The organism is Sphingobium sp. IP1 (genome assembly GCF_002708645.1).
Classification (GTDB): domain Bacteria; phylum Pseudomonadota; class Alphaproteobacteria; order Sphingomonadales; family Sphingomonadaceae; genus Sphingobium; species Sphingobium yanoikuyae.
On record NZ_NOIW01000019.1, the window covers coordinates 1 to 22,944 of the forward strand.

General features: G+C 65.5%; 25 protein-coding genes. 11 read left to right on the forward strand and 14 right to left on the reverse strand.

Annotated features, from left to right (window positions below):
• The first annotated feature begins 143 nt into the window (after positions 1-143).
• The 5 genes from CG471_RS08790 to CG471_RS31210 all read left to right on the forward strand — a co-directional run bounded on the left by CG471_RS08790 (position 144) and on the right by CG471_RS31210 (position 4,352).
• Entirely contained in the window at positions 144-473 is a 330-nt protein-coding gene (locus CG471_RS08790) for an SMR family transporter (protein ID WP_066675293.1), read from the forward strand.
• 501 nt (positions 474-974) lie between these two features.
• Positions 975-2,792, forward strand: coding sequence for a translational GTPase TypA (gene typA / locus CG471_RS08795; RefSeq protein WP_004210140.1), 1,818 nt, complete (start codon positions 975-977; stop codon positions 2,790-2,792).
• 107 nt (positions 2,793-2,899) lie between these two features.
• Positions 2,900-3,070, forward strand: a complete 171-nt coding sequence (locus tag CG471_RS30580) for a hypothetical protein (protein ID WP_004210141.1) — start codon at positions 2,900-2,902, stop codon at positions 3,068-3,070.
• A gap of 107 nt (positions 3,071-3,177) precedes the next feature.
• Positions 3,178-3,960 (forward strand): hypothetical protein, encoded by a 783-nt coding sequence (locus CG471_RS31205; protein ID WP_257211479.1) that lies wholly within the window; start codon positions 3,178-3,180, stop codon positions 3,958-3,960.
• A complete protein-coding gene (locus CG471_RS31210) occupies positions 3,957-4,352 on the forward strand; it encodes a hypothetical protein (protein ID WP_257211480.1) in 396 nt (131 codons plus the stop codon). Before CG471_RS31205 ends, CG471_RS31210 begins: the two co-directional genes overlap by 4 nt.
• Here CG471_RS31210 and CG471_RS08805 read toward each other — a convergent pair.
• The 4 genes from CG471_RS08805 to CG471_RS08820 form a co-directional block, all read right to left on the reverse strand.
• A complete protein-coding gene (locus CG471_RS08805; protein WP_099231656.1) occupies positions 4,349-5,701 on the reverse strand; it encodes a cell wall metabolism sensor histidine kinase WalK in 1,353 nt (450 codons plus the stop codon). The genes CG471_RS31210 and CG471_RS08805 overlap by 4 nt on opposite strands.
• Before the next feature lie 8 nt (positions 5,702-5,709).
• Positions 5,710-6,471, reverse strand: a complete 762-nt coding sequence (locus CG471_RS08810) for a response regulator (RefSeq protein WP_257211481.1) — start codon at positions 6,469-6,471, stop codon at positions 5,710-5,712.
• A gap of 14 nt (positions 6,472-6,485) precedes the next feature.
• Positions 6,486-7,388, reverse strand: a complete 903-nt coding sequence (locus CG471_RS08815; RefSeq protein ID WP_099231613.1) for an intradiol ring-cleavage dioxygenase — start codon at positions 7,386-7,388, stop codon at positions 6,486-6,488.
• Positions 7,389-7,502: 114 nt separating this feature from the next.
• Positions 7,503-8,783, reverse strand: coding sequence for an MFS transporter (locus CG471_RS08820; RefSeq protein WP_257211482.1), 1,281 nt, complete (start codon positions 8,781-8,783; stop codon positions 7,503-7,505).
• A gap of 128 nt (positions 8,784-8,911) precedes the next feature.
• Between CG471_RS08820 and CG471_RS08825 the strand changes: the two genes are divergently transcribed.
• The 3 genes from CG471_RS08825 to CG471_RS08835 all read left to right on the forward strand — a co-directional run bounded on the left by CG471_RS08825 (position 8,912) and on the right by CG471_RS08835 (position 12,141).
• Positions 8,912-10,225, forward strand: a complete 1,314-nt coding sequence (locus CG471_RS08825; RefSeq protein WP_004210148.1) for a NupC/NupG family nucleoside CNT transporter — start codon at positions 8,912-8,914, stop codon at positions 10,223-10,225.
• 66 nt (positions 10,226-10,291) lie between these two features.
• Positions 10,292-11,347: a DUF1176 domain-containing protein gene (locus CG471_RS08830; protein WP_099231615.1), complete on the forward strand. Its 1,056-nt coding sequence runs from the start codon at positions 10,292-10,294 to the stop codon at positions 11,345-11,347.
• Positions 11,348-11,430: 83 nt separating this feature from the next.
• Positions 11,431-12,141 (forward strand): HAD family phosphatase, encoded by a 711-nt coding sequence (locus tag CG471_RS08835; RefSeq protein WP_010339284.1) that lies wholly within the window; start codon positions 11,431-11,433, stop codon positions 12,139-12,141.
• Between the two features lie 18 nt (positions 12,142-12,159).
• Here the strand turns inward: CG471_RS08835 and CG471_RS08840 are convergent, their stop codons facing one another.
• From CG471_RS08840 to gluQRS, 8 genes are all read right to left on the reverse strand, one after another.
• Positions 12,160-12,465: a type II toxin-antitoxin system RelE/ParE family toxin gene (locus CG471_RS08840; protein ID WP_099231617.1), complete on the reverse strand. Its 306-nt coding sequence runs from the start codon at positions 12,463-12,465 to the stop codon at positions 12,160-12,162.
• Positions 12,462-12,710: a type II toxin-antitoxin system ParD family antitoxin gene (locus CG471_RS08845; protein ID WP_099231618.1), complete on the reverse strand. Its 249-nt coding sequence runs from the start codon at positions 12,708-12,710 to the stop codon at positions 12,462-12,464. Before CG471_RS08845 ends, CG471_RS08840 begins: the two co-directional genes overlap by 4 nt.
• Before the next feature lie 357 nt (positions 12,711-13,067).
• A complete protein-coding gene (gene egtD, locus CG471_RS08850) occupies positions 13,068-14,024 on the reverse strand; it encodes an L-histidine N(alpha)-methyltransferase (RefSeq protein ID WP_099231619.1) in 957 nt (318 codons plus the stop codon).
• 5 nt (positions 14,025-14,029) lie between these two features.
• A complete protein-coding gene (egtB, locus tag CG471_RS08855; RefSeq protein ID WP_099231620.1) occupies positions 14,030-15,298 on the reverse strand; it encodes an ergothioneine biosynthesis protein EgtB in 1,269 nt (422 codons plus the stop codon).
• Between the two features lie 93 nt (positions 15,299-15,391).
• The gene (locus CG471_RS08860) at positions 15,392-16,246 is read right to left on the reverse strand and encodes a GGDEF domain-containing protein (protein ID WP_099231621.1); all 855 of its coding nucleotides are present in this window, start codon (positions 16,244-16,246) and stop codon (positions 15,392-15,394) included.
• 126 nt (positions 16,247-16,372) lie between these two features.
• On the reverse strand, positions 16,373-16,948 hold the full coding sequence (locus tag CG471_RS08865) for a cob(I)yrinic acid a,c-diamide adenosyltransferase (RefSeq protein WP_099231622.1): 576 nt from the start codon (positions 16,946-16,948) through the stop codon (positions 16,373-16,375).
• Between the two features lie 6 nt (positions 16,949-16,954).
• Positions 16,955-17,188: a twin transmembrane helix small protein gene (locus CG471_RS08870; RefSeq protein ID WP_004210155.1), complete on the reverse strand. Its 234-nt coding sequence runs from the start codon at positions 17,186-17,188 to the stop codon at positions 16,955-16,957.
• 9 nt (positions 17,189-17,197) lie between these two features.
• Complete coding sequence (gluQRS, locus tag CG471_RS08875; protein WP_180275652.1) at positions 17,198-18,103, reverse strand: tRNA glutamyl-Q(34) synthetase GluQRS; 906 nt, start codon at positions 18,101-18,103, stop codon at positions 17,198-17,200.
• Between the two features lie 93 nt (positions 18,104-18,196).
• Between gluQRS and CG471_RS08880 the strand changes: the two genes are divergently transcribed.
• Positions 18,197-18,763: an HNH endonuclease gene (locus CG471_RS08880; RefSeq protein WP_037506283.1), complete on the forward strand. Its 567-nt coding sequence runs from the start codon at positions 18,197-18,199 to the stop codon at positions 18,761-18,763.
• Between the two features lie 11 nt (positions 18,764-18,774).
• Here CG471_RS08880 and CG471_RS08885 read toward each other — a convergent pair whose 3' ends face one another.
• Positions 18,775-19,512 carry a Crp/Fnr family transcriptional regulator gene (locus CG471_RS08885; protein ID WP_004210159.1) on the reverse strand — a complete coding sequence of 246 codons (738 nt, stop codon included), beginning with the start codon at positions 19,510-19,512 and terminating at the stop codon, positions 18,775-18,777.
• Positions 19,513-19,720: 208 nt separating this feature from the next.
• Here CG471_RS08885 and murA point away from each other — a divergent pair, with 208 nt between their 5' ends.
• The gene (gene murA, locus CG471_RS08890) at positions 19,721-21,004 is read left to right on the forward strand and encodes a UDP-N-acetylglucosamine 1-carboxyvinyltransferase (protein ID WP_004210161.1); all 1,284 of its coding nucleotides are present in this window, start codon (positions 19,721-19,723) and stop codon (positions 21,002-21,004) included.
• Entirely contained in the window at positions 20,997-22,514 is a 1,518-nt protein-coding gene (locus CG471_RS08895) for a PAS domain-containing protein (protein WP_099231623.1), read from the forward strand. The genes murA and CG471_RS08895 overlap by 8 nt, the downstream gene beginning before the upstream one ends.
• Here CG471_RS08895 and CG471_RS08900 read toward each other — a convergent pair.
• Entirely contained in the window at positions 22,459-22,896 is a 438-nt protein-coding gene (locus tag CG471_RS08900) for a response regulator (protein WP_037515798.1), read from the reverse strand. The two genes, CG471_RS08895 and CG471_RS08900, sit on opposite strands and share 56 nt — an antisense overlap.
• Positions 22,897-22,944: the final 48 nt, after the last annotated feature.

The following is a 22,944-nucleotide window of genomic DNA, read 5'->3' on the forward strand; positions in this document are numbered from 1 at the left end:
GACCGGCACGAACGAAATAACAACAGACGTAGCCAGCACGGCCCTGTCTCCGGGGGGGCGACATCATCTCGGAACGAAGGGGCGCAATCATCTCGGAAACGAGGGGCGGCTTCATCGGAATCGGCAGGAAAAACGGAGCGCACATGAATTACGTCCTACTCGCGGTGGCGATTGTGTCTGAAGTGATCGGCACAACTTTCATGAAGCAGAGCGAAGGTTTCACCAAACTAGCGCCCAGCCTTCTCACTGCCCTCTCGTACATCGTGGCTTTCTACTGCCTGTCGCTGACATTGAAGACCATTCCCACCGGGATAGCTTACGCAATTTGGTCGGGCTGCGGCATCGTATTGATCGCAGCCGTTGCCTGGATCATTCAGGGGCAAAAGCTGGACTTACCGGCAATGGCGGGAATGGGTTTGATCGTGACTGGTGTCATCGTGATGAACGTGTTCTCGCAGACTGCTGCTCACTGATCGGTCGGGGTCGGCAGCTTCCGGGGATTGCGGTGCATCGGCTGAGCGACCGGAATGGGCGCGTAACAGACATTTCCCAATCTGTCGGCGCAACGATCAAGGCCGCATCAGCAAGTCCCGACGGGCAATGGCAAGTCAGTTTCTTCCGCTCAGCAAAGTCATTCCGGATGCCGCCGCGACGAGTCGCACCGCCTTCGGCGGTTGCGCTCGGGACAGTTGCAAAGTGCAGTAGCGCTTTGCAACTGTCCCGAGCGCTTCAATGGCCTCGGATCGTCTCAAACGGCGGATAATTTTGTAGCCCATAAATAAAGGGTTGCGGTGAGACGAGACACCATCTGCAAACATAACAACCAACATCATAACATGACAGGATATTCATCTGCGCTCCGGCCGATCCTTCCGCTCCCCTTGCCGCATCGCGTCATTTCCTGTAGGGGCGCGCCCGAAGCCTCTGCGCGGCCTTGTGTCGGCCAGGGGAGCCCCATATCCCAAAGGCAAGACATGTCCCTGCGTAATATCGCGATCATCGCGCACGTCGACCATGGCAAGACCACGCTCGTCGACCAGCTTTTCCGCCAGTCCGGCACCTTCCGCGACAACCAGCGCGTCGAAGAGCGCGCCATGGACTCGAACGACCTGGAAAAGGAACGCGGCATCACCATTCTGGCGAAGCCCACCTCGGTCGAATGGAACGGCACCCGCATCAACATCGTCGACACGCCCGGCCACGCCGACTTCGGCGGCGAAGTGGAGCGCATCCTCTCGATGGTCGACGGCGTGATCCTGCTGGTCGACTCGTCGGAAGGCGCGATGCCGCAGACCAAGTTCGTGACCGGCAAGGCGCTGGCGCTCGGTCTGAAGCCGATCGTCGTCGTCAACAAGGTCGACCGTCCCGACGAGCGCATCCAGGAAGTGCTGGACGAAGTGTTCGACCTGTTCGTGACGCTCGACGCCACCGACGAACAGCTCGACTTCCCCGTCCTCTACGCATCGGGCCGCAACGGCTATGCCAGCGAGGATTCGCAGCGCCGTGAAGGCACGCTGGAGCCGCTGTTCCAGAAGATCGTCGACCATGTTCCGCCGCCGTCGCTGGACCAGGATGCGCCGTTCAGCTTCCTCGTCACGCTGCTCGATCGCGACAACTTCCTGGGTCGTATCCTGACCGGCCGCGTCCAGTCGGGCACGGTCAAGGTCAACCAGCCGATCCACGCGCTGGACGCTGAAGGAAACGTGATCGAAACCGGCCGTGCGTCGAAGATCATGTCGTTCCAGGGCCTGGACCGCGTGCCGGTCGAGGAAGCCAAGGCAGGCGACATCATCTCGCTCGCCGGTCTGACCGTCGCGACCGTCGCCAACACCATTTCCGACCCGCAGGTCAGCACCCCGATCAAGGCCCAGCCGATCGATCCGCCGACCCTGTCGATGCGCTTTGCCGTGAACGATTCGCCGATGGCGGGCCGTGAAGGCAGCAAGGTGACGAGCCGCATGATCCGCGATCGTCTGGCCCGCGAAGCCGAATCCAACGTCGCCATCAAGGTGACGGAATCGGACGACAAGGACAGCTTCGAAGTCGCCGGCCGTGGCGAACTGCAGCTGGGCGTGCTCATCGAAACCATGCGCCGCGAAGGCTTTGAACTGGGCATCTCGCGTCCGCGCGTGCTGTTCGGCGAAGACGAGAATGGCGGCAAGACCGAGCCTTATGAAACCGTCGTCATCGACGTGGACGATGAATTCTCCGGCACGGTCGTCGACAAGATGAACATCCGCAAGGCCGAGATGACCGACATGCGTCCCTCGGGCGGTGGCAAGACCCGCATCACCTTCTCCGCGCCCTCGCGCGGCCTGATCGGCTATCATGGCGAATTCCTGTCCGACACGCGCGGTACCGGCATCATGAACCGCCTGTTCGAGAAGTACGGCCCCCACAAGGGCAAGATCGAAGGCCGCAAGAATGGCGTTCTGATCTCGAACGGCGCCGGCGAAGCCAATGCCTACGCGCTGGGTCCGCTGGAAGATCGCGGCATCCTGTTCGTCGGCGTGGGTGAAGCCCTCTATGAAGGCATGATCATCGGCGAAAACGCCAAGCCGGAAGACCTCGAAGTCAACCCGATGAAGTCGAAGGCGCTGACCAACTTCCGCGCCAGCGGCAAGGACGACGCCGTCCGCCTGACCCCGCCGAAGAAGATGACGCTGGAACAGGCGATCGCTTACATCGACGACGATGAAATGGTCGAAGTCACGCCCAAGACCATCCGTCTGCGCAAGCGCTACCTCGATCCGAACGAGCGCAAGCGCATGAGCCGTTCGAAGGCCGCCTGATTTATCAGGGTGGCCCGTATGCAGGCTGCCTGATTTTCGGCTAGACAAGATATGAAAGGGCCGGTGTCGCGAGGCGCCGGCCCTTTTCCTTTATCCAGGAGGCTGCAATGGCCGATCTCTATCTCAAGGCGCTGGAATCCGAACGGCGCAAATTATGGGCCGAATGCCGCCTCAAGGGCCTGCCCAAGGGCACGCCGGAACGCGAGCGGATCGTCGAGATCGACGCGCTGCTCAAGGCGCACAAGGCCAAGAAGGACGGCAAGTCCGCCAACCCGTGAAGGCCGCCATTTTCCGGTCGGCTCAGCATAAATCCCGATAGGCGGGAAGGGCATGCTTCCTATCGTCGCGGTTCGGATGAGCCGAGGCGAAGCGGAAGGGCGTGCATGTGACCAACGAAGCGGAGGCGGAGGGGCACGACCTGTTCGAATGGGGGCCGCCGCGCGGGCTGCCCAGCCTCGTCCGCCTGTCGGTGCCGGCCCTGCCCACGGTGCGCGCCCGCGCCCTGCTTGCGCTGGCGGTCGGCTGGCTGCCGCTCCTGCTGCTCATCCTCATCCTGCCGGGCCATGACCGGGCCGGCGACCTGCGCCATTTCCTGCGCGACATCGGGGCGCATGCCCGCTTCGCCTTTGCCGTGCCGCTCCTGCTGGTCGCCCATGTCGAAACCGCGCGGCGGCTGGGCGCGGTGGTGCGCCATTTCGCCATTTCCGGGCTGATCCCGCCCGAAGCCGGGGACGGACTGAAGGCTGAACTGGCCAGGGCGCGCGCGGCGGTGCGTGCGCCGGTCGCCGAACTGCTGGTGCTGCTCGCCGCCTATGCGATCATCCTGTGGCTGTTCGCGACCGGCATTTCGAACCATGGCCTGCCGGCCTGGACCATCGCCGGGCCGGGGCGGCTATCGGCGGCCGGCTGGTGGCATATGCTGGTCAGCCTGCCGCTGCTGCTGACGCTGCTCATGGGTTGGCTCTGGCGCATCCTCATCTGGACGCGGCTGCTGCACAAGGTCGCGGCCATGGACCTGCGGCTGGTCGTCGCCCATCCGACAATGCCGGCGGCCTGGGCTTTCTGGCCCAGTCGGTCCGGGCCTTCGGCACCTTTGCGCTGGGGATCGGCTGCATCACTGCGGGCCGTTTCGCCAACGTCCACCTGCACGGCGACGCGACGCCGATGACCGGCGGCTTCCTGATCGGCGGCACGGTGGTGCTGGTGCTGCTGCTGTGCGTTGCGCCGCTGGGCGTGTTCCGCCCGGTCATGGCACGGGCCTGGCGGCGCAACGCGATGCATTATGGCGCGCTGGCGGTGGCGCTGGGCCGGTCGTTCGAGGATCGCTGGTTCGACGGCAGCGCGAAGGAACAGCCCGATCTTCTCTCCGCGCCGGATTTTTCGGCGGCGGCCGACCTCTATGGCGTGGTCTCCAACGTCTATGCCATGCGCTTCCTGCCGGTCGACCTGCGCAGCCTGCTGATCCTGATCGCGGCGACGCTGGCACCTTTTCTGGTGGCGATGTTCCTGTCGATGCCGACCGCGATGGTGCTGCAGGAGCTGAAGGGAATGATGCTCTAGCGGTCGAGCGGCAGGATCACCGTCGCCCGCAATCCGCCCTCGGCCCGGTTGGCAAAGCCGATGCTGCCCTCATGCCCTTCGGCGATGGTGCGCGCGATCGACAGGCCCAGGCCCACGCCGCCGGTCTCGCGATTGCGCGACGCTTCGCCGCGATAGAAAGGCTCGCACAGCCGGTCGAGAATCTCGGGCGGAACGCCGGGGCCGGAATCGACCACGTCGACGATCGCCCGGCTACCCTCGACGCGCAGGCTGACCCGCGCCGATCCGCCATAGCGCACCGCATTCTCGACCATGTTGCCGATGCAGCGGCGCAGCGCGAGCGCGTCCCCCTCTATCACCGCGCGCTGGCTGGCGGTGACGACGACGTCATGGCCCATGTCGGCCAGATCGTCGGCCAGCGTCTCGACGATCGCCGACAGGTCGATGCGCGCGCGCTGGCGCCCTTCGGTCCCTTCGCGCATGAAGTCGAGCAGGTCGGTGACCATCGCCCGCATCTCCTGCACATCCGCCTGTGCCTTGGCGCGCGGGCCGTCGGGCAATTGTTCCAGGCGGAAGGACAGGCGCGTCATCGGCGTGCGCAGGTCATGGGCGATCGCCACCAGCATGGCGGTGCGTTCCGACACATAATCGGCAATCCGCGCGCGCATGTGATTATAGGCGATGCCCATGGCGCGCACTTCGGGCGGGCCGCCGATCGGCAGCGGCTCGGCCCGTTCCGGCCGCTCGCGCGCGGCCCCTTCGGCCAGCAGGCGGATCGGCTGGGTGATGCGCCGCGCCACCCAATAGGCCGGCAGCAGCAGCAGGATGAAGATACCCGCCATCAGCGACAGGGTGATCGCATACCAGCGCCAGTTCGGCCCCTGCCGGCCCAGCAGCACCGACCAGTTCCTGCCATCCTCGCGCACGGCCAGGGCAAAGTTGCCGCGCAGCATCATCCGGCCGGGGTCGAACTCCATGCCCATGTCGGGCCGGGGCTCGCCTTCCGGTCCGGGACGCGGCATGCCGATCGGCGGCCGTTCCTGGATCAGCGCCACCGCATTGGCGGGCACGCCCAGCAGGCCGGCAATGCGCTCGGCCCCCGCACGGTTGCTTTCCTGCCCCGCGTCGGGCGTGGGCGCGCGATCGGATTGATAGCGGCTGATCTGCCAGCTTCCGGGCGGCTGGGTGCCGCCGCGCAGCAGCCCGGTCGCCTCCACCAGCATCATCGGCCGGGCATGGGGCGGGGGGCCGCGAAAGGCGACCAGCATCATCGCGCCCAGCGCCAGCAACAGGGTGGCGGCGACCAGAAAGACGATCCGGGTCAGGATCGAGGGATTGTAGCGCCCCCGCTCGCCGGCGCCCGGCAGCATCGCCGGGCTCACGCCGGGCGGACCTCGGCGGTGAACATATAGCCTTCGTTGCGGATCGTGCGGACCAGTTCGTCGCCCATCTCGCCACGCTCCAGCTTGCGGCGCAGCCGGCTGACCTGGACATCAATCGCCCGGTCATAGCTTTCCGCGTCGCTGCCGGCCGAATAGTCGAGCAACTGGTCACGGCTCAGCACCCGGCGCGGATGCTCGATGAAGGCGCGCAGCAGGCGGAACTCGCCATCGGTCAAGGTGACGACGACATTGTCAGGGTCGGTCAGCAGGCGCACGCCCATGTCGACCTGCCAGCCGGCAAAGCGCAGCCGCTGCCCGGCGGGCACCTGCGGTTCCGATGTCTGGCGGCGATTGCGGCGCAGCACGGTGCGGACGCGGGCGAGCAGTTCGCGCGGATTGCACGGCTTGGGCAGATAATCCGCCGCCCCCATTTCCAGCCCGACGATCCGGTCGATATCGCCGCCGATCGCCGACAGCATGATGATCGGCAGGTCGCCGCTCGCGGCCAGCCGCCGCAGGATCGACAGCCCGTCCTCGCCCGGCATCATCACGTCCAGCACGGCGATGTCGAACGTCTGCGCGGCGAGCGCCTGATCCATCGCCACGCCGTCCGCGACCGCGGTCACGGCAAAGCCATGCTGCTCCAGAAAATCCGACAACAGGATGCGGATGTCCGCATCATCGTCGACCACCAATATGCGCGATCCGTCCATATTGGCGGTCAGCATATCGATTGAAGGCGATCCCTGCAAAGTCATCCGCATAATTCCTGTCAGATGGCGATGCCGACCGTCACCGTGCCGGTGAAGCCATTGGTCGCATCGCCGGTCATGGTGGGCGTCATCGCCGCGACCTGGGCCGACGTGTTGTCGCCGAACACATTGTCGCTGCTGGTGGTGATCTTGGCGAAATTGGTCTTGCTGCTGGAATAGCCGCTGGTCGCATAGACCGTGTTGCAGGCCGCCGTCGGCATCGCGAACTGCGACGTCAGCACGCGATTGGCATAGCTGGTCGCCTTGGCAAGGCTGGGATAGACCTCGAAATGGATATGCGGGTAGCGCCCGTCATAGCAGCCGGGGAAGATGCTGGTGAAGGTCACCTGGCCATTGGCGTCGGTCACGCCCACGCCGCGCAGGTAATTTTCGCCCGGCACGGTGTAGAGCGAGTAGAGGCCGTCGCGGGTGCAGTGCCAGATATAGACGGCATAGCCCTCCAGCGGCGCGCAGCTGCCATTGACGTTCACCACCGTGATGGTCAGCTGCATATAGATGCCCTCGGCGGTGCCGCTCGACGATCCGAAGCTCGAACGGATGTCGGTGCGCACGATGCCGGTGTCGTCCAGCACATTGACCACGCTGCCATTGCTGCTGTTGGATCCGTCCGCCGGATAGGGGCCGTTGGTCTCTTCCGGATCGGCGATGCAGCTGCTCGACGTCGGGGTCGGCGTGGGTGTGGGCGTCGGGGTAGGGGTGGGCGTCGGCGTGGCGGTCGACGTGTCACTATCGCTGTCACTGCCGCCGCCACCACAGGCGGTGATCAGCGCGGCACTGCCGGCCGAAAAGAGCAGGCGCAACGTGCGGCGCCGGCCCATCGCCTCGCCGGCCAGCTTGCGCATCTGCGCCAGGTCATCGGCCAGGCCATGGCCATGGTCGTCATGCGCGCCATCCTGCATCATCTCGCTCTACCCTTCTGTCGTCTGTGGACTGTCAGAAGGGCAGGACTAGGCGCGCCATATATCCTCGCGATGTCTCGACGTGGCGGCTTTGTAGCGCTTTATGTCAATGCCCCCTCAATGGCCTCGCGGCCGGGCAAAGGCCGGGCGCGGCAGGCTGGCAAGCGCCAGGCTGCTACCGACCATCAGGACAAGCGTTATCCACAGGAAGGGCGCATAATTGCCGAAGCGGTCGAAAATCGCCGACGCGCCCAATGGCCCGGTGGCGGTGCCGACCGACAGTGCCATCAGCAGCCCGCCATAAAGGCCGCCAAAGGTCTTGAGGCCGAAATGCTGGGTGGTGAGATAGACGATCACGTCGACTTCCGCGCCCAATGTCAGGCCGATCAGCGCGGCCGCCGCGATCAGCAGCGCGACATTGTTTCCGGCGCCCAGCAACAACAGGCTGGCGGCCGCCGGCAGCAGGAAGACGCCGGCACCGACCAGCGATCCGCGGAACCGGTCGAGCAGCAGCCCGGTCGCCAGCCGGCCGATGATCGAGCAAAGGCCCACGACCGAGGCTATGCCGGCCGCCCGCATCGGGTCCGCGCCGCGATCGGTCAGGATCGGCACGAAATGCACGACCAGCGCGATGATGGTGAAGGTGAAGAGCAGGCTGGCGAGCAGCAGGCGATGATAGATGGAGGAGCGCACCCCTTCGGCCAGCGTGGCACCGATCGTGGGCGCTGCGGCACTGGCGGTCACTGCCTCGCCGCGCCGCCGATCACGCGCGCCACGAAAGAAGAGGAAGATCAGCGGAAAGCTGCACGCCGCCCAGATTGCCGCCTGGATCGGCGCGGCGCGTTGCCAGCCATAATGGCCGATCAGCCAGCTGCCCATCAGCGGAAAGATGGCGACCGCGATCGATGCGCCGCACAGGGTGATGGCAAAGGCCAGGCCGCGTGACGCCTCGAACCGGGTGGCGACGGCGCTGGTCCAGATCGTCGCCTGCACCGGCAGGGTCGCGAGCGCCAGCAGCGCCCAGAGCAGATACCATTGGCCGGGGCTGCCGGTCGCCGTGCCCAGCAGGGCAAAGGCGCCGCAGGTCAGCAGCACGCCGACCAGCCCGAATATGCGCGGGCCCAGCCGGTCGACCATCAGGCCGATCGGCACGGAAAAGACCGCCTGGACCAGGGTAGAGAGGGTCAGGCCCACCGTCACCTGCGTTCGCGTCCAGCCGAACTGGTCGCTGATCGGCTGGATGTAGGGGCCAAGCCCATAGATATGGATGACGCTGGTGGCATAGCCGAGCGCGGCCGCGATCGGCAGCATATGATGACGCCGCCATTCCGTAGCGGCACCGGGCTTGTCGGTTTCCATCAGCATCGCCTCTCCCCATCGCATCTTCTGTGTCCTCATGGTTCTGATCGATTTGCCGACAAAAAGCGAGGCTATCTCATTTATATCGCGGAGCGGGATTCCCTGCTGGTTTCCGCGCGCTGGGCCTGTATAGTCGCGCGGTTTGCCCATTCCCGCGAAAGCGCTTCATGCATCTTCTTATCGGCCTCGCCGGCATATTGCTGATTCTTGCCATTGCCTTTGCCCTCTCTTCCAACCGCCGCGCGATCCGGTTGCGCGTGGTCGGCGCGGCCTTCCTGCTGCAGGCGGGCATCGCTCTGCTGGTGCTCTATGTGCCGGCCGGACGCGCCATCATCGCGGGCATGTCGCACGGCGTCGCCAATCTGCTGGGCTATGCGCAGGCGGGGACCAATTTCATCTTCGGCCCGCTGGCCAAGCCCGAAATCGGCGGCGCCAGCTTTGCCATCGCCGCACTGCCGGTGATCATCTTCTTCGCCAGCCTGGTGTCGATCCTCTATTATCTGGGCATCATGCAGTTCATCGTCCGCTGGGTTGGCGGCGCGATCGAGAAGGTGACGGGCGTGTCGAAGGTGGAAAGCCTGTGCGCTGCCGCCAACATCTTCGTCGGCCAGAGCGAAAGCCCGCTGGTGATCCGTCCCTATCTCGCCGGCCTCAACGGGCCGCAGCTGTTCGCGGTGATGACCAGCGGCATGGCGGGCGTCGCCGGCACGATCCTGGCGGCCTATGCCTCGATGGGGATCAAGATCGACTATCTGCTCGCGGCCAGCTTCATGGCGGCCCCCGGCGGCCTGCTGATGGCCAAGATCATGATGCCCGATGAGCCGGAATGCGAACCGGAACTGCCGCTGGAGGATGATATCCACCTGCCCGAAACGCGCCGTGCGGCTGCGGTCGCGGCGGTGCTGAACGCGGAAACCACGCCGGGCGAACCCATGCCCGTCGCCACCCATGACGAGGAAAAGCCCGCCAACATCATCATGGCGGCGGCGCAGGGCGCCCAGACCGGCGTCAAGCTGGCCGTCGCGGTCGGCGCCATGGTGCTGGCCTTCGTCGCGCTGGTGGCGCTCGCCAACGGCATCCTGGGCGGCATCGGCGGCATCTTCGGCTATCCCGAACTCAGCTTCCAGCAACTGCTCGGCTATGTCTTCTCGCCGGTCATGTATCTGCTCAACATCCCCTGGAACGAGGCGCAGGTGGCTGGCGGCCTGTTCGGCACCAAGGTCGTGCTCAACGAATTCGTTGCCTATATCAACCTTGGCCAGGTGCAGGACGGCCTGTCGCCCTCGACCATCGCCATCATCACCTTCGCGCTGTGTGGTTTCGCCAATTTCAGCTCGATCGCGATCCAGATGGCGGTGACCGGCAACCTTGCCCCCAATCAGCGGCCGATGATCGCCAAGCTGGGGCTGAAGGCGCTGGTCGCCGGCAGCCTGGCCAATCTGATGAGCGCCGCGCTGGCCGGGTTGATGTTAAGCCTTTAACCAAATCATTTCGATTACTTAACAGAGGCTCTACCCCCGGCTTAACAAATCGGTTATGGTTAACCGATGGGGGAACTTAGATTTTTCGCGGCCGTCTTAACGGCCATCGGCACCATTGGCATGGCAACGGCGCAGACCAACGCGCCTGCGCCCAAGCCGGGTACGCTTGAAACTTACAAGGACTGGACCATCGGTTGCGACAATCGCAACCGGTGCGAGGCGGTGTCGCTGCTGCCCGGCAGCGACTGGCCCGACAATCCGGTGATGGTCGGCGTCGCCCGTTCGGCCGGTCCCGATGCCGCGGCCGAAGTCTGGGTCAGCCGCGATGCCAAGGGTTCTTCCGACGTCAGCTTCCTGGTCGATGGCCGCAAGGTCGCGACGGTGACCGCGCGCGATGGTGACGCCACCCTGCGCGGGCCGCAGGCGTCGGCGCTGGCGATTGCGATGGCGCGCGGCAGCACGATGGAAGTGCGCACCGGCAACCGGTCGCTCGGTCGTCCCTCGCTCGCGGGTGCGGGCGCGGCGATCCGCTACATGGATGCGCGCCAGGGCCGGGCCGGCACCACCACCGCGCTGGTTGCGACCGGGCCGCTGGGTCCGCTCGCCGTGCGCGTCGCGCCGCCGACGCCGGCGATCCATCGCGCGATCATCGCGGCGGGCGATGCCCCGGCCGCGCTGTGGCGCGAGGAGCGGACCGCGCTCGGCAAGTTCACCGGCTGCACCGACGAGATGGCCAATAGCCAGTCCGAACTGCATCGCCTGTCAAAGAATGACACGCTGATCCTGGTCCCCTGTGGCTCTGGCGCCTATAATTTCACTACCGTGCCGGTGATCGCCAGCGGCATTCCGGGCCGCCGCAGCTTCCGCTTCGCGCCGTTCGACTATGCACCCGGCTGGGGCACGGAGGAGATCGGCCATCCCACCCTGGTCAATGCCGGCTGGGCGCCCGAAAAGTCGCTGCTGCAAAGCTTCGCCAAGGGGCGCGGCATCGGCGATTGCGGCACCAGCCAGACCTATGTCTGGGATGGCAGCCGCTTCCGCCTGACCGAAGCGACCAGCATGGGCGAATGCCGTGGCGCCTGGCGCTGGATCCCCGTCTGGACCGCGCAGGTGGTCGAATAGGACGCGGCTGCAATAGGAAAATTGCAGCCCCGATGGCGCGCTTTGCAATGGCAATATTGCAGCGCACACACCATATGACGGGCATGGCAAGCACCGCATCCCTTTCCGACGCGCCGCCGCAAGCCGCCGCTGCGCTGCCCAACCCGATCCGCGCCGTCATCTTCGACATGGACGGCACGCTGCTGGATACGGAGGCCGCGCATCGCGACGCCTTCGCCCGCACCGGCGCGGCGATGGGCTGGCCGATGTCGGACGAGATGCTGCTGTCGATGGTCGGCATCCATCGCGACGAGAATCTGCGGATGCTGGCCGACCGCATGGGGCCGGACTTTCCGGTCGATCAATTCTATGCCGACAGCGACGCGCTGTTCGTCGCCGCGCTGGAGGCCGGCATTCCGCTGCGGCCGGGTGCGGAGGTGATATTGGATCATCTGGCCAGGGCCGGCATCCCGATGGCGATCGCGACCTCGACCATGGCCCCCTATGCCCAGCAGCGGCTGGAGAAGGCGGGGCTGCTTCCTTATTTCCAGACCGTCGTCACCCGCAATGACGTCGACCGCCCCAAGCCCGACCCGCAGCCCTATCTGCTGGCGGCCGAGCGGCTGGGCGTCGATCCGGCCGATTGCGTCGCGGTGGAGGACAGCCATGCCGGCGTCCGCGCCGGGGTGGCGGCGGGCATGGCGACGGTGATGGTCCCCGACCTCCTGCCGCCGACCGAGGAACTGGTCCTGGCGGCCAGCGCGGTCCTGCCCAGCCTGCACGACCTGCGGGACCTGCTGCTCGCGACGGAGTAGGCTGGGTAGGCGCCGGCTTCAGGGTGTCTGAAGCATCGGCCCCAGATCGCGCACCGCATGGATGACGCGCTGGATGGTGACCATCTCTCCGTCCACATGATAGGCAATCAATAGCCGGCGCTCGAAGGTCAGTGTCCTCAGGCCCGCGATCAGATCATCGCGCGGAGATCCGCGATCGGGGAAGTCGGACAGTGCGGGAACGCGCTCCTCGATCCGGGCCAGATAGCGATCGGCCGTGGCGAGGTCGGCTTCCGCACGCACCCAATGGTGGATCGCAATCAGATCCTCGATCGCCAATGCCGACAATTGGACATGATGGCTCATGCCTTGTCGATCGCGGCCCTGACCTGCGCAAATGCCTTGTCGAGCGGCATAGGGGGGCGCGGATCGGCCAGCGCTTCTGCCACGCGGACGCGCACCAATTCGTCCAGCACAGCCTCTTCCCGATCCAGCGCGCGCAGACCGGCGCGCATGACTTCACTCATGGATGCATAGCGGCCGGACGCCAGATGGCGCTCGGCATGGGATGTCATTTCGCCCAGCGTCACGGTGATTGCTTTCGCGGCCATGCCTGCCTCCAGTCGATATGATTTTATCATATCGCATCTTCGGTTTCGATGCCAGTTGCCGGGCCGCGGCAAGAGCGCCGCCCTCGCTTTCCTACTCGGCCTTTCTCTGATCTATCCTGGGCGATGGAAGCCGTGCCCAGTCCTGCCCCCGCGCCGTTGCGTTTCAACTGTCAGATGGCGCTTCGCTGTCGCCTGAGTGTCGCCTTGCTGGCGCGTCGAAGGCGCGTCGCCCTGACCCGATTGTCGCACCAGTGTCGCTTCATCGGCGCGTGGTAGGCGCATAGCAGGGGCATTTGGCCGGAATCGGCCCCACGACACTGTGAACTTCGACTGTCGCGTGAAATTCCCCGGCCGTTTCTACCCCGCCTTCGCCAGTACCAGCGCGAACAGGCCGTCCGGGTCCATCCATTCGGCCGTGGGTTCCCATCCGCCCGCGCGCAGCAGCAGCCGTTCATCGCGCGCGCCATATTTATGGCTGCTCTCGGTATGGATCGTCTCGCCCGTCTTCATGTGGAAACATTGGCCGGCGACATGGAAATGCAGCGGCTCGGTCGCTTCCAGGTGCATCTCGATCCGCGCCTTCTCGTCATTCCAGATGGCGCGATGGGCAAAGGCATCGACCGGCAGGTCGCCCTCCAGTTCGCGGTTGATCCGTACCAGCAGGTTGCGGTTGAAGGCGGCGGTGACACCGGCTTCATCGTCATAGGCGGCGATCAGCCGGTCGCGATCCTTGATCCGGTCCATGCCGATCAGCAGCATCGCCTCGTCACCCAGTAGCCGGCGCATCGCGCGCAGCAGGTCGACGGCGGTGTCCGGTTCGCTGTTGCCGATGGTGGAGCCGGGGAAGAAGCCGAGCCGCGGCAGGCCATCGATCGCATCGGGCAGAGCCAAAGCGCCGGTGAAATCGCCGACCAGCGGCAGCACCGGCAGGCCGGGAAAGGCGCTCGCCAGTTCGGCGCTGCTGGTGCGCAGGAAATCGCCACTGATGTCGATCGGCACATAGGCGGCTGGGGCGATCGCGCGCAGCAGGTGCGGCGTCTTGCGTGCGCTGCCGGCGCCGAATTCCACAACCGCCCGGCCGGGGCCGATCGCGGCAGCGAAATCATTGCCATGTCTGGCCAGAAGCGCGGTTTCGGTGCGGGTCGGATAATATTCGGGCAGGTCGGTAATATCCTCGAACAATTCCGATCCGCGCCGGTCATAGAACCAGATGGGCGGGGTCGCCTTGGGCGATCGGGCAAGGCCGGCCAATATGTCGCGGCGGAATGCCGGGTCGATGGTGCGGGCGGCGGGCATGTCGTGTGTCAGCAGCATGGGGCTTACAGATCCTTGGCCAGCCGCAGTCCCGTGAACTGCCAGCGTTGATGGGGGTGGAAGAAATTGCGGTAACTGGCGCGGACATGGCCGCGCGGGGTGGCGCAGCTGCCGCCCTTCAGCACGAACTGCCCGGACATGAACTTGCCATTATATTCGCCGACCGCGCCGGGAGCGGTGCGAAAGCCGGGATAGGGGCGATAGGCGCTGCCAGTCCATTCCCATACATCGCCGAACATCTGGGTCAGGCTGGTGCCGTCTTCGGCGGCGCGGGGGCGGGGGCAGGCGGCGCCGTCCAGCTGTTCGCCACTGGTCGGCGCGATGTTGAGCGCCGCGCTTTCCCATTCCGCCTCGGTCGGCAGGCGCGCGCCCGCCCAACTGGCATAGGCGTCGGCCTCATACAGGCTGATATGGCAGGCGGGGGCAGCGGGATTGACCGGCTGGCGTCCGTCCAGGCCGAAACGGGTCCAGCCCTTCTCGCCGCGCTGCCAATAGAGCGGCGCCTCTATCCCTTCCGCCTGGACCCAGGCCCAGCCATCCGACAGCCAGAGCGCCGGGTCGCGATAACCGCCATCCTCGATGAAGCTGATCCATTCGCCATTGGTGATCGGCCGGTGGGCCAGGGCGTGGGGGCGCAGGAAGACCTTGTGGCGCGGCCCCTCGCAATCGAAGGCGAAACCGGCCTTGCCGTCGTCGCCGATCTCCACCAGCCCCTCGCGCCCCTCGATCCAGTGCAGCGGTCCGGGCACCGGCGCGGGCATCGCCCTGGGTGCGTCGAACAGGGCAGGGGCGATGGGATTGAGCGAAAAAAGATGCTGCAGGTCGGTCAGCAGCAATTCCTGATGCTGCTGCTCATGTTGCAGGCCCAGCGTCACCAGCGTGCAGGCGGCCTCCGGCAGATGCGGCATGGCGGCCAGCAGCGCGGCATCGACATGGGCGCGATAGGCGCGCACGTCGGTCAGGCTCGGCCGGGTCAGCATGCCGCGCATCGGCCGGGCATGGCGCGGCCCTTCCGCCTCATAATAGCTGTTGAACAGATAGGCGAAGCGGTCGTCGAACGGGCGATAACCCTCGACATGATCGCGCAGGACAAAGGTTTCGAAGAACCAGCTGACATGGGCCAGATGCCATTTGGCGGGCGATGCGTCGGGCATCGATTGCACCGTGGCATCCGCGTCGGACAAAGGCGCGGCCAGCGCCTGCGTCAGGGCGCGGACGGCGCGATAGCGTTCCGCCAGCGCCTCCTGTCCGGGCTGGATCCAGATTTTGGCCATGCACGCCCCTTTCGATACGGTTGCACCGCTCTCGCAAGGGGTAAGCGCATGACCGGGCAGGTCGGTTCCTTGCCGGCCCGCTGCGGCGCAGAATCAGGCGGCGGTGCGCTCCGGCCGAGCACGGCGCAACTGGTTGCGGCCATTGGCCTTGGCTTCGTACAGCGCCTGGTCGGCAAGGCGCAGCACCTCGTCCATCTCCTCGCCCTTCCAGCGACAGATGCCGGCGGAAAAGGTGATCGGGCGGCCATCGACATCGCCCAGCGGATGCTCGCGAATCTGTTCGGCCAGGCGGGCCAGCGACCAGCTCGCCTCATCCTCGATGCAATTCTGGAAGAAGACCGCAAATTCCTCGCCGCCCCAGCGCGCGACCATGTCGATGCGCCGGATCTGGGCGGACAGGCGGGTGGCGAAATCGCGCAGCACCCGGTCGCCCTCGTCATGGCCCAGCCGGTCATTGACCTGCTTGAAATGGTCGATGTCGATGATCGCGATGCAGCCCTGGCGCTTCTCGACCGGCAGGTCTTCGATCTGCGCTAGCAGGCCGCGCCGGTTGGCGATGCCGGTCAGCGGATCCTCATGCGCCGCTACCTGCAATTCGTCCATCTGCGCGCGGGTCGATGTCGCGGCGCGGTGAACGCCGGCATAGAGGGTGCGGATCACGTCGCCGACTTCGGGGAGGACCGGTGCCTCGGGACTGTCGGGGCGCAGCGTATCGGCCAGCGCATGGATCGGGCTCAGCAGCGCGCCGATCCCCATCAGTGCCATGATCGTGCCGACCAGCGTGGCGCCAAGCAGCAGCAGGAACTCGGCCAGTGCGATCCGACCGGTGGCCATGCCCCAGCTGATATAGCCGATCAGCGGCAGATGGGTCGCGACGAAACAGAGTGCGAACAGGCGCAGGCGCAGGCTGCGCGGAAAGATGAAGGATGTTGCCAGATAGAATTGCATCTTGGCCCTCTCACTAATTGCGAATAACCCGCAAATTTGGAGAATTGGCTAAACGCGCTCTGAATGAATAGGGTTAATGTTGCGGTGCAAGGCAAAGCGTGGCCGATGGTAGCCAGGCCGTTGAAATCAGACCTGTCTTGATGCGCCCGGCACCCATTTAACATCGCGCGTGCCATTGTCGTTCAGCCGGCGGGCGAGCACGAACAGCAGGTCGGACAGGCGGTTGAGATAGGCCAGCGCCTGCGGATTGAGCGCGACATCGGCGGCGGCGGCCGTCGCGCTGCGCTCGGCCCGGCGGGTAATCGCACGGGCGAGGTGGACCGCGGCGGCGGCCGGACTGCCACCCGGCAGGATGAAGCTGTCGAGCGGGGCCAGATCGGCATTCATGTCGTCGATCTGCTGTTCCAGTCGCGCGACCTGGCCGGCAATGATGCGCAGCGCCCAGGGCTCGTCCGCGCCGTCCGGGATCGGGGTGGCCAGGTCCGCACCCAGATCGAACAAATCATTCTGGATGGTGGTCAGCCAGGCCGCCTCGGGCAGGTCGCCGATCGCCAGGATAGCGAGGCCGATCGCGCTGTTCGCCTCGTCCACGTCGCCCACCGCCTGCATGCGCGGCGCGTGTTTGGGCAGGCGCGATCCGTCGACCAGACCGGTCGTGCCCGCGTCCCCGGTGCGGGTGTAGATCTTGTTGAGCTTGACCATCAGCCCTCAGCCATTGCCCTTCATCATCAGCAGCAAGGCGATGATGATGACGGCGCCGGCCTGGAACAGGATGCGGTTCATCATCATCCGGTTCTGCTTCAGGCTGGACGGGCGCGGCGCCCCCTCCGGCAGGTTCAGTTCCTCCTTCGTCGCCTGGAGGAAGGCGATGATGCCGCGGACAAGCGCGAACAGGGTCGCGGCCATGGCAAGGATCAGGGCGATGACGAGCACGGTGGTCATAAGGCGATGCTAGGCCGCTCCGGCGGTGATGCCAACCGGAAAGCGCCCGGCGCGCAGATCATCGGCCAGGCGCTGCGGGTCCATGCCGGCGCCACGCAGTTCGGCGAGCGCAATCGCGCCGTCCCGCTTCGCCAGCCGCTTGCCATCGGCGCCCAGCAGCAGTGGGTGGTGGATATAGGCGGGGCTGGGCAGGTCGAGCAGCGCCTGCAGCAGGCGATGGATATCGGTCGCGGCGCGCAGGTCATTGCCGCGCAGCACATGGGTGACGCCCATAGCCGCATCGTCCAGCGTGCAGGACAGATGATAGCTGGCCGGCGCATCCTTGCGCGCCAGCACGACATCGCCCGCCGCCGCCGGATCGGCAGGGCTGTCGATGGCGTGCGCATCCAGGTCGATGGGATAGGGCAGGGTGGCCCAGCGGAGTGGCCCCGCCCGTGCGACCGCCGCCTGCATGTCGATCCGCCAGGCATGGGGCATGCCCGCCGCGATGCGCTCCGCGCGCACGGCGTTCGGCAGGGCGCGGCAGGTGCCGGGATAGACCGGGCCTTCCGGGCCATGCGGCGCGGTCAGGCTCGCCTGGATATCGGCGCGCGTGCAGAAGCAGGGATAGAGCAGGTCCATCGCGCGCAGTCGGTCGAGCGTGGCATCATAGTCGGCCAGGCGCTGCGACTGGAAGATGATCTCCCCATCCCATGCCACGCCCAGCCAGCGCAGATCCTCGATTATCCCGTCGACATGTTCGGGCCGGCTGCGGGTGCCGTCGATATCCTCGATCCGCAGGCGAAAGGCGCCACCCGCGGCCCGTGCCAGGTCCATCGCCATCAGCGCCGACCAGCCATGGCCGACATGCAATCGACCGGTGGGGCTTGGCGCGAAACGACTCACAAGATGCTGTGGTGCGGTGGATTGAGTCATACAGGCTCTTGACGGCGGATATTCGTTAATGCTGTCATGCTCTTGTCACGTTGTTGGTCGATCAGCGGCGTCGGCAAGGGGGTAGAGGCGACTATGTACCATCCCGACCTGATACGGCATCCGGAAAACTGCCCGGCGCTGGTTTTGAATGCGGACTATACCCCGCTCAGCTATTATCCCCTGAGCCTGTGGCCCTGGCAGACCGCCATCAAGGCGATTTTTCTGGAGCGGGTGGATATCGTCTCTTCCTATGAGCGGGAAGTCCACAGCCCCAGCCTGCAGATGCGCATCCCCTCCGTCATCGCGCTCAAGCAATATGTGCGGCCCTCGGAGCATCCGGCCTTCACCCGGTTCAACCTGTTCCTGCGCGATCGTTTCAGCTGCCAATATTGCGGCACGACGCACGACCTGACCTTCGACCATGTCGTGCCGCGGCGCGCCGGTGGCCGCACCACCTGGGAGAATGTCGCGACCGCCTGTTCGCCCTGCAATCTCAAGAAGGGCGGGCGCACCCCGCGCGAAGCGGGCATGCAGTTGCATGTCCAGCCGATCCGGCCGACCAGTTGGCAGCTGCAGGAGCATGGCCGTGCCTTCCCGCCCGGCTATCTCCACGAAAGCTGGCACGACTGGCTCTATTGGGATGTCGAACTGCTGGCCTGACGCGCGGCGCGTCAGCTCATTGCGGGCAGCCAGTCCAGGTCCATATGCTTGTGCCGGTTGGTATAATGGCCGATCTCTTCCAGCCGGGCCATGTCGACCAGCGTGATCCGGCCATTGGCACGGCTGATCAGCTTTTCCTGCTCCATCTGTCGGATCATCCGGTTCACATGGACGGATGTCAGGCCGATCGCGTCGCCAATCTCTTCCTGCGTCAGCTTCAGGTCGAAACTGTCGGTGATGCTGTCGTCCGTGACGCGCAGCCGATCGAACATGTCGAGCAGGAAGGAGGCGACCCGCGCCCTCGCCGATGTACGGCCCAGCGAGGCAAGCCGATCGGTCATCGCCACCCGCTCCGCATTGGACAGCAGGAACAGCAGGGCGGCGACGCGCGGATATTCCTCCAGCAGCCGGCGCAGCGCATGCTTGTCGAACGGGCAGACGATGGCGTCCGACAGGGCGACCAGTGATTCCGGGGCCTTGCTGTAGATGGTGCTGGCCGAACCGATGAAATCGCCGGGGAAGTAGACGCGCAATATCTGGCGGCTGCCATCGGGCAGGATGACATAGCTCATGACCCGGCCTTCGCGCAGCACGAACAACTCAGTGATCGTCTCGTTGACGCGCTGGATCATGGCCCCGCGCTTGATCTTGCGGGGATTTTCTTCCAGCCGAGCCAATGCTGCTTTTTCTGCGTCGGACAGGGGAACCGTCTTGGCCAGTCTTTCCGCGAAACAGCTCGTCGCCACCAATACACCTTCTTCTTGAAATTGTTGTTACGATGGCAGAACGCCCCAACCTCCTTTTGGCTGCATTTCGGCAAGGCGCACTAAACTCGATCAAGGTTGCGGCGATCCGCGAAAATAGTCTTCCGCTACGCCCGGCTCCGCCCGTTTTTCACGCCGAACGACCGCGCGCGCGCCTTGCACGGCGCGCAATAGACGCTATGAAACCTGGCCAATGGACCGCATTCACATTCGCGGCGGCAAGCAACTCAATGGCCGCCTTCCCATCTCCGGCGCTAAGAACGCTGCCCTGACGCTGCTGCCCTGCGCGTTGCTGACCGACGAGCCCGTCGCGCTGCGCAATCTGCCGCGCCTGGCCGACGTCGACAGCTTCGGTCACCTGCTTAACCAGCTTGGCGTGTCGACCATGATCGAGGGCGCCCGTCCGGAGGATTTCGGCCGCGTCATGACGATGCGCGCCGGTCGCGTGACTTCGACCGAGGCGCCCTATGACATCGTGCGCAAGATGCGCGCGTCGATCCTGGTGCTCGGCCCGCTGCTCGCCCGCGCCGGCGAGGCACGGGTGTCGCTGCCCGGCGGCTGCGCGATCGGCAACCGGCCGATCGACCTGCACCTCAAGGCACTGGAAGCCTTTGGCGCGATCATCGAGATCGCGGCCGGCTATGTCCGCGCCAGCCTGCCCGATGGCGGCCTGCCCGGCGGCATCTATACCTTCCCGGTGGTGTCGGTCGGCGCGACCGAAAATGCGCTGATGGCGGCCTCGCTTGCAAAGGGCACCTGCATCCTGGAAAATGCCGCGCGCGAGCCGGAAATCGTTGATCTCTGCAAGCTGCTGATCGCGATGGGCGCCGATATCGAGGGCGTGGGCACCGACAAGCTGGTGATCCACGGCCGCGATCGTCTCCACGGCGCGACCTACAGCGTCATGCCCGACCGTATCGAGGCGGGCAGCTATGCCTGCGCTGCGGCGATCACCGGCGGTTCGCTCGACCTGATCGGCGCCAATGCCGACGATATGCACGCCATCCTGGCCGCGCTGCGCGACGCTGGCGTGCAGGTCGACGAGCATCGCGACGGCATCCGCGTTTCGTCCGACGGCAAGCTCAAGCCGCTGACCCTGTCGACCGCGCCTTTCCCGGCCTTCCCGACCGACATGCAGGCGCAGTTCATGGCGATGCTGACCAAGGCGGAGGGCGCGTCGGTCCTGACCGAGACGATCTTCGAAAATCGCTACATGCATGTGCCCGAACTGGCGCGCATGGGTGCCGACATCAGCGTCAACGGCCGCACTGCGGTCGTGCGTGGCGTCGACAAGCTGGTCGGTGCGCCGGTGATGGCGACCGATCTGCGCGCCTCGATGAGCCTGATCCTGGCCGGCCTTGCTGCCGAAGGCGAGACCATCGTCAGCCGCGTCTATCATCTCGATCGCGGTTATGAGCGGCTGGAGGAAAAGCTCTCGGCCGTTGGCGCCGACATCGAGCGGGTCAGCGATGGCTGACGGACGCGGCTTGGCAACGGATCGGGCGGCGCTGCTGGCGCTTTATGATCTCGACGCCGGCGGTTTCCGTACCCTTGACGACATCACCAGCTTCGCCGCGCAACTATGCGGGGCGCCGATCGCGCTCGTCAGCATTGTCGAGGATGTAAGGCAGCGCTTTCTGGCGCGGGTCGGGCTGGATGCGGAGGAGACGCCGCGTGACGTCTCCTTCTGCGCTCTTGCCATGCTGGGCGATAATATCTTCGTCGTGCCCGACGCGACGCAGGATGCGCGTTTCATCGACAATGCGCTGGTCACCGGTGCGCCGTATATCCGCTTCTATGCCGGGGCGCCGCTGGTCGGCGGCGATGGTGAGCCGCTGGGCGCGCTCTGCGTCATCGACACGGTGCCGCGCGATGATCTGACCCCGCTGCAGCGTCAGGGGCTTTCGCTGTTGGCGCGGCAGGTGATGGTGGAACTGGAAGGGCGGCGGCGCGACCGCGATGTCATCGCCCAGCAGCGGCTGGATGCAGAGGCAGTGGCGGACAGCGATCGCATGTTCCGCACCCTGGCCGACACCATGCCGCAAATGGTCTGGTCGACCCTGCCGGACGGCTATCATGATTATTATAATGCGCGCTGGTATGAATATACCGGCGTGTCGGCGGGATCGACCGATGGCGATGCCTGGAACGGCATGTTCCATGCCGATGACCAGCCCAAGGCCTGGGAGAAATGGCGCCATTCGCTGGCGAGCGGCGATCCCTATGAAATCGAGTATCGGCTGCGGCACCGCGACGGCCTCTATCGCTGGACGCTGGGGCGCGCCCTGCCGATCCGCGATGCGCAGGGGCAGATCATCCGCTGGATCGGCACCTGCACCGAGATTCACGAACAGAAGCTGATGCTCGAAGAGCGCGAGATGATCGCGCATGAACTGTCGCATCGGATCAAGAATATCTTTTCCGTCATCGCCGGCCTCATCGGCCTGTCGGCGCGCGAGCGACCGGGCATGCAGGAAGGGGCGGATGATCTGCGCGACCGCATCCTGGCGCTGGGACGGGCGCATGACTTCGTTCGGACCCATGGCGGCGGCGTCAGCATGGCGGAGGAGCAGGCATCGCTGCATGGCGTGCTGGAGGAGATTTTTGCGCCCTATGGCGGCCGGGAACGACTGCAATTGTCGGGCGACAATCCGCCGATCGATGATCGCTCGGCGACGCCGCTGGCGCTGCTGTTTCATGAGCTGGCGACCAATGCCGCCAAATATGGCGCGCTATCGACGCCTGATGGCTTCATCGCGCTGCATGTGGTGACGCAGGATGAGGATATCCGGCTCGACTGGCGTGAGGAGGGCGGGCCGAGTGTGGCGCCGATCGCCAGCGAAGGCTTTGGCAGTCGCCTGATCGCGCTCAGCGTCGAGCGTCAGCTGGGTGGTCAGCTCGAACGGCAATGGTGCCCCGAAGGGCTTCGGCTCAGCCTGCGGATACCGCGACGCTCGATGCACCGCGCTGCGGCGGGAAGGGCGTAAAGCCGGCAATCTCCGCCGTGGCGAGGTCGGCTGCTTCGGTGGCGGCCAGGCGCACGGTCTGGGCAATGCTCTGTGCGCGGAAGGGCTTGGTGACGACGCCCAGCGCGGCAACGGAAGCCGTGCCGATCTGCGCCGGATTGGCGGTCACATAGATGACCTTGATGCCGAAGCGGCTGGCCAGTTCCATGCCGATGGCAGGACCAGTGGGGCCATCACGCAGGTTGAGGTCGACCAGGGCGATGTCGCAGGATTCGGCGGCGGCCATCGCCGCCTCGCGATCAGCCGCGATGCCGCCGACGTCGAAGCCGGCATCCTGCACAATCTGTTCGATTTCCAACGCGACGAAAATCTCGTCCTCGACGATCAGAATCTTCTTGCTCATCCCTGCGCCCGCTTATGCTGGTGTCGATAAATGCGGAAAGGGACGAAG